Source organism: Pedobacter sp. 01N416 (genome assembly GCF_056399685.1).
The window spans coordinates 1-10,492 of record NZ_JBFTRT010000189.1 but is presented as its reverse complement, the minus strand read 5'-3'; the positions used below and the strand labels follow the sequence as shown (position 1 = coordinate 10,492).

Below are 10,492 nucleotides of genomic sequence, written 5' to 3'. Positions count from 1 at the left end.
AGGTACACCTTTATATAACTGATTAAGTCTTAGATAAAAATAAGCCCTTAAAAACTTGGCTTCTGCAATATACCTGGCTTTTTTTTCAGGCGATGAAGGCGATTGTAATGGAATGAATTTAATGGCTCCATTTGCACGCTGAATACCTTCATAAAGGTTTCTCCAATGATCACTAAAATAAGAATTACCTGGCGTTATCGTTCCAGACAGTAAGGATTCAGCTCCAGAAGTTTGCCCGGTAAAACCTAAACAATCCATTTGGTAAAGATCTAAACCAGATGCACCACCTGTAGACCATCCATATCTTAGTTGTGAATAAACTCCTGCTATGCCCTGATCAGTTAAGTTATCAGTAGTCCACATCATTTCTGATGCCACTTGCGATGGAGGTGTAGTGTTTAAAAAATCCTTTTTACAACCTGTAGATACAGCTATTGCGAATATTATTGTTAAAATCTTTTTCATTTTGTGTCCGTTAAAAAGTAACATTTAAGCCTAAAGAATACTGGCGCATAGTTGGATAAGATACACCTGCACCAATTTCAGGATCTAAGCCCGGATAATTTGTAATGGTAAACAGGTTTTCTCCCGATAGGAAAATTCTTGCTCTGCTCATGGCTGCCTTTTTAGAAATTTTTTCCGGCAGCGTATAGCCGATCTGTAAGTTTTTTAATTTCAGGTATGAGGCATTGTACAAATAAAAATCACTGGCTACCGCTGCATTCTGCGCATCCGTAGTGTTTTTAAGTCTTGGATATTTTGCCGTAATGTTATTGGCGGGATCGTTTGGATTTGCATCGTTGTAATAATAATGATCGTTTGCAATTAAGGTGCTTACTGCATTACCAAGAGATACAACAGAGTTGTTATAACCTGTAGCATTCCAGTAATACCACATACCTGCGCTACCCGACCATAGCATAGAAAGATCTATGTTTTTATATGATAAATTCATATTAAAGCCATAATTAAACCTTGGCGTAGATGATTTATTCATAAACTGATTATCAAAGCTATTACCGTAAATTCCATCACCATTATTATCGGCATAAATTAAATCGCCATAATAAATTTTGGTTTTACTTACGCCACCGGTTGGCTGGAAAGAATATCCGGCAGCAATCATTGCATTTAACCAATCCATATCAGACGGTGTACGGATCATACCGTCTTTGGGTCCGCCATTTACATTTACCTTACCATCAGTAAAATAATTTCCATTGCCTTTATAAACGGTTTGCAGGTAGTATTCATTAAATTCATGACCATCTAAAATACGGTTAGTTCCACCGCTGGAAATTTTACCGATGTTTGAAGTATATACGCTATTACCTAACGCATCTGTTATGTAGCCAGCTTGGAATGGGCCCAAGTATGTTTTAATCCGGTTAAAGTTATAGGCAAAGTTACCCGATACACCGTATTTAAAATCGCCGATTTTATCATTATAACCTAATGTAATCTCTAACCCTTTGTTAGACATTTCTGCAATATTTTTAGTTGCCGCAGTAGCAGTTCCTGATGCTAACGGAATAGTTGGTGTAAATAAAATTTTGGATGTTTGTTTACTATACAAGTCTATCTCAAAATTCATTTTACCATGCAACAAATTACCATCTAAACCAATATTACTGGTTGTGGTGGCTTCCCAAACCAAAAACGGATTGGCAAACTTACCTGCTATTAATCCACTGGCTTGTGCACCATTAAATGAATAGTTGGTACCATTGTAAAGTGCCTGATAATCGTAATTACCCTGAGAAGCTACAGTACTCATTACATTATTACCGGTTTTACCCCACGATGCACGAAGTTTCAGGTTGCCAACATAATCGTTCAAGCTGCTCATAAAAGATTCCTGAGAAATGCGCCATCCGGCAGAGAAAGCCGGGAAGAATCCCCAACGATAATCTGGAGCAAATTTTGAAGAACCATCATACCTGAACACGCCTTCAAAAAGATATTTGCTTTTGTAGGCATAATTTAAACGCCCATAAACCGAACGTATAGCATAATCGTACTCGCCACCTGATGCCGATGTTACTGCAGTAGCAGAACCTAATGTGGTAATCGATTCATCATATAAGCCTTTTGACGATGCGCCAATATTATAATAGTTCCTTTTAAAATATCAAATCGTGCAAAAACGGTTGTGTTAATGCGGGTTTCGTTATCGGCACCGCCTGTACCATATAAATATTGGGTAATGTTATTTGCGGTTGACGATTCTTCAGCAGCAGCAGGAAAACCATATTTCCCATCCCAAACTGGAAATACACCCGGTGTAGTTTGACGCAAAAAGTTAAACGCATTATCGGTATTAGCTAAACCATAGGTTTGATAAGAAGCAAAAGTTTGTGTACCTAATGTTAAAAATTTAGCCACTTTCGATTCTAAGTTGATACGCAAATTGTATTTATCAGAACCGGTATTTGCCATTGTACCCGGGTTATTAAGATATAGCGCCGATAATAAAAACTTAGTATTTTCAGATCCTCCGTTTAATGAAAGACTGTGTTGTTGTGTAATATTGTTTTCGAAAATAGCATCGCCCCAGTTTGTATTTGGGTAAGCAATATAATTTGGTACGCCCTGTGGGGTAAGTCCGTCAGGATTGGCATTTGCAGCTGTCCATTGTGCTATAGTTGCATCTGTATAAATGGGTGTTTGGCCTAAATTACGATAACCTTCATTAACCAAATTCATGTGGGCAACATAATCAGAAATAAAAGTTGGCAAATTTGCAGGCCTTGCAATTGATGCTAAACCAGCATAGCTTATTACTGTTTTTCCGCTTGTGCCTCTTTTTGTGGTAATTAAAATAACGCCGTTTGCAGCTAATGAACCATAAATAGATGAGGCAGCGGCATCTTTCAATACCGAAACACTTTCAACATCGTTCGGATTTACGGCATCAATACTGCCAATAACTCCATCAATTACTACTAATGGATTATTACTATTAATAGTTCCAGTACCACGAATTCTAAGCGTTGCGCCATCAGAACCCGGCTTTCCAGACGATTGACGAACAAATACACCCGAACTTAAACCACCAAGAGAAGATGATAAATTGGTTACAGGCCTGTTTTCGATTGATTTGGCACTGATGGTCGATACAGAACCAATTACATTAACCTTTTTCTGCACACCGTAAGCTACTACAACTACATCATTTAGGCTGTTGTTTTGCTCTTGCAGCGTAATATTTAAGGTTGTAGCCTTACCTACCAATACTTCTTTGCTATCGTAACCAATAAAGCTAAATACCAAAGTGTTTTGGGCCGATGGTACAGTAATAGTGTATTTACCATCACCTCCGGTTACCGTTGTTGTAGAAGTACCTTTTACAGTAACACTTACTCCGGGCATTGTTCCCCCTTGAGCATCTTTTACTGTTCCTGAAATTTTTATAGACTGAGCAAAGGCTGTAAATGCCGTAAAACTCAAAAGCATAATAAGTGAGCATAGTTTTACCGGATAGTAAAAACGGCTCAGTTTTGCTTCTCCAGTTTTGAGATGTTTGTAAAGTTTATCCATTTTTTGTTTAGTTGATTAACATTCGTTTTTCTTAATCGCAAAAAATTATGGGCATAACCTGTGGCTAACACCAGATAGAACTATTCTGGCTACAATGAAAAGGATATCGGCTTAAACGGTTTGGTTTTGCTTTAATATTTGGTTATTCAAAATTGTTGCTTTGGAGGCAAACTGAGGGGATAAAATCCTAAACAAATGGGTGTAAAATTCTAAACAAAAGCAGAAAAAAGCATTAAATAGGGCAAATGAGCGGATAAAGTATTAAAATTGCCTCACCAAACGTATTTGATTTTTATAATAGAAACATTTTGTACTTTTAATCAGGTAAAAGCTAACCATCCCTCACTTTGTGCCAACATGAAATACCTGCTAACAATTAATTTAGTATTTTTTATTATTGTAAGTAACGCCCAAAACAAATATGCTTTTAAACACCTCAATGTAGAAAACGGTCTCACACAAAGTTCGGTATTGTCTATCGCCCAAGATGGCAGAGGTTTCATGTGGTTTGGCACCCGGTTCGGGTTAAACAAATACGACTCTCAATCTTTTAAAGTATATAATCACGACAATAACAATGAGAAAAGCCTGAGCAGTGCAGCTTATCTTTCTTCTCTTTTAGCCTTAAAGGATGGAACATTATTAATTGGTACCCAGGAGGGGCTAAATAAATATAATGAAGATGCTGATAACTTCGATCGATATGCGCGCAATAGCAAAGATCCGAACAGCATTAGCAACTCCAAAATAAGTTGCATTTATCAGGATAAAAAGGGCCGTGTGTGGATCGGTACTGAAAACGGCTTAAACCTGCTCAACACTAATGGAAACTATAAATTTAAACGCTTTCTATATGGGCAAAAGCAACGCCAACAAATTTATGCCATAACGGAAGACCATAATGGAACATTGTGGCTAAGTACAACGTATGGTTTAATGAACATGCGCTTTAAAGAAGGAAAAATACACTTTAAGTATTTTAAAGACTTTAGCGAAGAACTTAACAAGGCTATCGACAACCACATTACTTCGATGGTTGAAGACCGTGAAAATAATTTATGGATTGGCACCAAACAAACTGGGGTAAGCAAGTTAAACCTCAGTACAGAAGCCATTACCACTTACCGATATTCCAGTCTTAACAAAGAGGGCATTAGCAGTAATAATGTCCGCAAAATTATCTTGGATCAAGAAGGCAAATTATGGATTGGAACACTGCATGGAATTAACATTTATAATCCTGCTACCAAAAATTTCAGTTCCTTACATAATATTCCCGAAGATCCCGCTAGCCTAAGTCAAAACTCTGTTTACGATATTTATCAGGATCGACAAGGTATCATTTGGGTGGGTACTTATTACGGCGCCATCAACATGGTTTACCCCAATTATACGCCTTTTAAGGTTTATCGAAGCACTACCGCAGCAAATGGCTTAAGTAGTAACGTGGTCAGCTCGATCATGGAAGATCAGCACCAAAACCTTTGGATCGGTACTGAAGGAGAAGGGCTAAATTATTACGACAGGAAAAACAATACTTTTACCCGATATAAAAATAACCCCAACGATCCTAAAAGCTTAAGTGCAAACCTGGTAAAATCGATTATACGGGATAGAAAAAACAGAGTTTGGATTGGAACCCATTATGGTGGATTAAATCTTTTTCAGCCAGAAACCAAAAATTTTGTCAGATACACCAGTCGAAAAAACGATACCTTATCTATTAGTAATGATGAAATTACAGCCGTTTTTGAAGATAGTTATGGACGCTTTTGGGTAGGCACCAACGGCGGCTTAAATAGATTTAATAGCACCACCGGTAAATTTATCCGCAACCGGGTAAACGGCTCAACCGACGCAGTAATGTACATCTTTGAAGATGCCAAACGAAACCTGTGGGTAGCTACTAACTCGGGGCTTTACGAGCTGAAAAAAGGTAGCCAACAATTTGTAAGCCGTGTTGCTGCCGATCCGGGAATTTTAACGTATAACGAAATCACTTGTTTAACTGCCGATAAAGAAGGGCATTTGCTCGTGGGTACCTCGCGTAATGGCTTATTTAAGCTCAATCCCGACCGCCACAGCTATACCAGAATAACCACTTTAGATGGTTTAACCAGCAATAACATCATGGGCATACTGGAAGATGATTTTTACAACCTATGGATAACTACAAACAAAGGTTTATGCAAATACAACCCCAGGCAGAAAACTTTTAAAACCTACAACATTAAAGATGGACTGCCAGGCAACGAATTTAATTACAAATCGTTTTTAAAAGACAGTAATGGTGCCTTTTTCTTCGGTGGATTAAGTGGAATGGTGAGCTTTTTCCCCAACGAAATAAAAGAGAACAAAAACACCCCTCCAGTTATTTTTACAGGATTAAAACTATTTAATAAACCAATAGCACTGAATGCCGATGATGGTTTACTTAAACAAAACATCAGCACCATTAAATCAATTACCTTCGAGTCTGACCAGAATGTATTTTCGATTGATTTTACCTTGCTTAACTTTATAAAATCTGATAAAAACCGTTATGCCTATAAGCTGGGAGGTTTTGAAAAAAACTGGAACTATGTAGATATCCCATCGGCAAGCTATACTAACCTATCGCCCGGAAACTACACCCTTATGGTAAAGGGAAGTAATAACGATGGCCTTTGGACCAACAAAACCAGCACATTAGCTATTAAGATTTTGCCACCATTTTACAGAACCTGGTGGGCCTATCTGTTTTATTTTTGTGCCTTTGCAGCCATTTCTATTGTATTTATACGCTATTTGTTAATAAAAGCTGTACTTAAAAAARAAAAAGAGATTAATGAGCACAAGCTCGAGTTTTTCACCAATATTTCTCACGAGATCCGCACACCTTTAACCCTCATTGTTGGTCCGTTAGATAAATTGATCGAAAACGCAAAAGATAACCCTGCCCTGAACCGGGATCTGCAACCTATAAAAAATAATGCCGACCGTTTAATGAACCTGGTTACCGAACTGCTCGATTTTAGAAAGGCAGAAAGCGGAAAAATGGCACTACATATAAGTCCTGGCGATGTGGTAAAATTCTGTAGGGAAATATTTCTGGCTTTTCAGAACATGGCCATTGCTAAAAATATCGATTACCAGTTTGAAACCGCACAAACAGAAATTGAGCTTTATTTTGATAAGGTCCAGATGGAAAAAGTGATGTTTAATCTACTCTCAAATGCCTTTAAGTTTACACCCGTAAACGGAAAAATCAGCTTAAAAATAGAGGTTGAAAAACAAATGGTTAATATTAAGATCTGCGACAACGGTAAGGGCATTCCATTAGAAAACCAGGCCAATTTATTCACCAATTTTTATCAGGCCAATGCCACTACAACTATTGGTACGGGTTTGGGCTTATCATTCTCTAAAAGTATTGTAGAACTGCATCATGGACAGATCAGCTTCGAAAGCATACCTAAAAACGACAAGGCCTTTGGCAATACCGCTTTCACAGTAAGTTTAAAAATAGGGAAAGCACATTTTAATCCATCCGATTTTATAGCTGATTATGTTTATTATGATGATGCGGCAAATTATAATATCCCCACTTTGCAAGAAACAGAATCATTAATAGAAGAACTTGCCGAAGCAGCACCAACAATAGAAAAAGAGAAACGCAGCATCTTACTCGTAGAAGATAATGAAGATGTAAGAACCTTTATTAAACAGGCTTTAAGCCCCTCATACCTGATTTACGAGCGCGAAAATGGAGCTACCGGGCTAGACTGTGCATTAGAACTGATTCCTGATTTGATTATCAGTGATGTAATGATGCCCATAATGGATGGCTTAGAATTATGCCGGAAACTTAAAACCGATGAACGAACCAGCCACATACCTGTTGTTTTATTAACGGCAAGATCGGCTTATGTTCACCAGGTAAACGGTTTCGAAAACGGTGCCGATGCTTATATCATGAAGCCATTTAACCTAAAAATATTGGAGCTGAACATCCAGAACCTGTTAAACGCCAGGGAAACCATTAAACAAAAGTTTGCACAGGTAATTACGCTCGAGCCTAAAAACATGGTGATTAACACCACAGAGCAAAACTTTTTGAATAAAATTATCCAGATTATCGAAGACCGGATTGCTGATCCCGATTTTGATGTACCCACCCTATCTTCAGAAATTGGCATGAGCCAACCTGTACTGTACAAAAAAATAAGGTCACTTACCGACCTTTCAGTAAACGATTTTATTAAATCGCTGCGGATAAAAAGAGCAGCCCAATTACTCAAGCAAGGTACCGGAAATATTGCCGAAATTGCTTATGCAGTAGGTTTTAATGATCGGAAATATTTTAGTTCGGAGTTTAAAAAGCACTTCGGCAAAACCCCGAGTGAGTTTATGAGCAATGATTAGTTTGCAAACGCTTTGCGAAGCATTTGAACAATGCCTTTGGCAGGCTATTGTTGATGGTATTTATCGATCTTTGTTTTTAGGCATTTTGCTAGCCTACTTTAATAAAATACTGGTTTTTCCGAAGAACGCCGTCAATCCCAAGGGCCGGAATAATCAAAAAAACAGTAGCAGAATAGCCCAAACGGCACTATCAAACCTGAAACGCAGTGGTTTTGTGTTCATTAAGCGTTAATTCAAAATTTTATAGGAATTGAACACAAAACGAAGTGCCGCTGTTTTTTTGATGTGTGTAGGATTGTGCAAAAAGGCCCATTGCTGGATTGACAAAGCGCTTTGGGTACTTTGGCGCTCCAAAGTACCATGCCCCCGCGGCATAGAGCGGACAAAAACATCAATATTTTTCTTTAAACATTAGTTTTCCAGAATCAAGCTTTTTTAATAACCCGATAAGATGCTGAAATAAATTCAGCATGACGATCGCCTTAAGCAAAAAAGCCAAACGCCCTTAAAGAGATATATCTTAATGTTAACCAACTCTTCATCCGCTGAAATGAATAACAGACTATTACATCCTATGAAATATAGACATTCATTTCTAAATCCTAAAAGCTAAAAATTCATTTATGTTGATTTTATATTCTTTCGCTCCCAATGACAGATCTACAGATGGCCCATTATGGAGAGACCAACTTAGGGTTTAAATACATTCTGGCAACCTGCTGATCGAAATGGTTGTTCATAATGCCCTGATAAACCTGTTCTGCAACACAGTACAATAAACCTATTTTTTCAAACAGTCGCATCACATCCGGCTCACTGATCGTATAATCGTTTTCGTAGCGAACGGCCAGGTAGGCTTCATCGAGTAAATGCAACAAGCAAAGTTCCTCTTCATCATTAAACAGCTCAGAAAGCGGTTTAACATAGGGTTTGACATACAATTGATGGGCACTAATGCGGTGCGTTTTTTTATCCTTTCCCATTACCAGAATTTCAATGGCCCGATACATTAAATCGAAAACCTGGTGCAGCATAAAAGCACAATGCTCGAAATTTCGCCGTTTAAAATAGAAATTGGCTCCAGATAAAAATTTGTTGGCCTTTTTAGTTTCCTGTTGATAGGCGCTGCTAACCCGATCTGCGATGAACTCAGGTGCCCCACATTCAAGAAAACTTCCAGATTTACTAAATAAACGATTTTGAGCTGCAGTGGCATAGTAAAAAAACAAACTGCCCGCTAGCAAGGCCCGCTCAACTTCGTGCACATGAAAAACCCGATAACTGAATTCCGTTTGCCCATTGAATACAATATTTAATACCGGCGTTAATTCGTTTAAAACACGTACATGTTTGAACTGAACCATAATCAGCATTTCTCGCACCGCCTTACCTGTAAAAAAATTATTGTGGAGATAAATATATTGAATGGGCACCGCAGCGGTAATGCGCTTCAATAAACACATTACGGTTTCTTCTTTTATGGCACTATGGCTAAGGTTTAAGAATTTATTCCGCATAATACCGCCTTTCATCTTTAATATCATCACTTAGTGAAGGATTACCGATCATCAGAAAGAAAGCTTCCATGATCATCAGCATGGCTTCATACTGCTCAAATAAAAATTCTTTATCCATCAGTTTAATGCTGCCTCCGGCACTAAATGCGGCATACAACCACTCTAAAAGGCCTAAGCGCAATTGTTTAATTTTTTCAGGAACGAAAAAAGACGCTACAAAGCGATAAGGATTTTCGATGTGTTCGGCTGGTAATGTATTTACTTCACAGAGGCCTTTGTTATACACTTCGTTTGTAATAAAACGATCTTCAGTAATTAAGCCTTCAGGCAAGGCTTCCTGGTAAATCAGTTTTTTGTTGGCAATTAAATAACCTGCGTTAAGCAATTTCGTAAACTGGTTATAGAGGAAAAAATAATCGGCAACATCACTTAAACGGTGCGCTTCTGATAAGGCTATTTTATACCATTTTTTCAGGTATGTTTTATGCCCTGCAAGGTTATCCAAACTAAAGAAAAATTCAATTGCCTTAAATGGATCATCAAATAATTCCTGATCGAAAGCCAAAGGCGATGTGCTTTCGAACATGGCCATATGGTAATAGCGATCGATACTTTTAAAACTATTTTTAGTGATGAGCCTTTCGTGGATGAGCCAACAGGCCTCCAGCATTTTCATGGTATTCTCGTAAAACGCCGCAACATACTGATCCCAATCCAGATCGAGCTTATTTTCCAATCCGGCCAGTAACCATTCCCTGTAAACCATCTTATAGCTATCTGATTCAAAGAAGATAAAAATATCTAAAAAAGTAAACTTCGGATTTTTCATTTCGCCCTTGCTTAACAACTTCGGGCAATAATCAAGCACAACCGATTCGCGTTCCAAATTACATTCATCAAGCTCAATCGCTTTTACAAAAGCAGAATCAGCTTCAATCCGGTTAAAAATTAAATCCGAATAATCAAACAGCGGCACAAGTTTTTCATAAAAACCCAATAGCTTTGCAGGGTGCTTTTGCGGCGAATAATCG

6 protein-coding genes are annotated in these 10,492 nt (G+C 38.0%); 1 reads left to right on the top strand and 5 read right to left on the bottom strand.

All coding sequences use genetic code 11. The annotated features are described in order from the left end of the window. The 3 genes from AC1DND_RS12310 to AC1DND_RS12300 form a co-directional block, all read right to left on the bottom strand. On the bottom strand, positions 1-465 hold a 465-nt coding region (locus AC1DND_RS12310; RefSeq protein ID WP_477581981.1), incomplete at its 3' end, for a RagB/SusD family nutrient uptake outer membrane protein. Positions 466-475: 10 nt separating this feature from the next. Beyond that, positions 476-2,071 (bottom strand): SusC/RagA family TonB-linked outer membrane protein, encoded by a 1,596-nt coding sequence (locus AC1DND_RS12305; RefSeq protein WP_477581983.1) that lies wholly within the window; start codon positions 2,069-2,071, stop codon positions 476-478. Continuing rightward, positions 2,059-3,540: a SusC/RagA family TonB-linked outer membrane protein gene (locus tag AC1DND_RS12300; RefSeq protein ID WP_477581980.1), complete on the bottom strand. Its 1,482-nt coding sequence runs from the start codon at positions 3,538-3,540 to the stop codon at positions 2,059-2,061. Before AC1DND_RS12300 ends, AC1DND_RS12305 begins: the two co-directional genes overlap by 13 nt. Positions 3,541-3,825: 285 nt before the next feature. Between AC1DND_RS12300 and AC1DND_RS12295 the strand changes: the two genes are divergently transcribed. Beyond that, entirely contained in the window at positions 3,826-7,944 is a 4,119-nt protein-coding gene (locus AC1DND_RS12295; RefSeq protein ID WP_477581978.1) for a hybrid sensor histidine kinase/response regulator transcription factor, read from the top strand. A gap of 674 nt (positions 7,945-8,618) precedes the next feature. On the opposite strand, the gene AC1DND_RS12290 is transcribed toward AC1DND_RS12295, so the two are convergent. Together AC1DND_RS12290 and AC1DND_RS12285 are read right to left on the bottom strand one after the other, a co-directional pair. After that, the gene (locus tag AC1DND_RS12290) at positions 8,619-9,476 is read right to left on the bottom strand and encodes a HEPN domain-containing protein (RefSeq protein WP_477581976.1); all 858 of its coding nucleotides are present in this window, start codon (positions 9,474-9,476) and stop codon (positions 8,619-8,621) included. Beyond that, the coding region (locus tag AC1DND_RS12285) for a hypothetical protein (protein WP_477581974.1) at positions 9,451-10,492 on the bottom strand (1,042 nt) is incomplete at its 5' end. The genes AC1DND_RS12285 and AC1DND_RS12290, both read right to left, overlap by 26 nt.

Excerpts from the sequence above, each read along its gene's own strand:
- AC1DND_RS12290 (WP_477581976.1), bottom strand. The coding sequence starts at position 9,476 with ATGAAAGGCGGTATTATGCGGAATAAATTCTTAAACCTTAGCCATAGT.
- AC1DND_RS12300 (WP_477581980.1), bottom strand. The coding sequence starts at position 3,540 with ATGGATAAACTTTACAAACATCTCAAAACTGGAGAAGCAAAACTGAGC.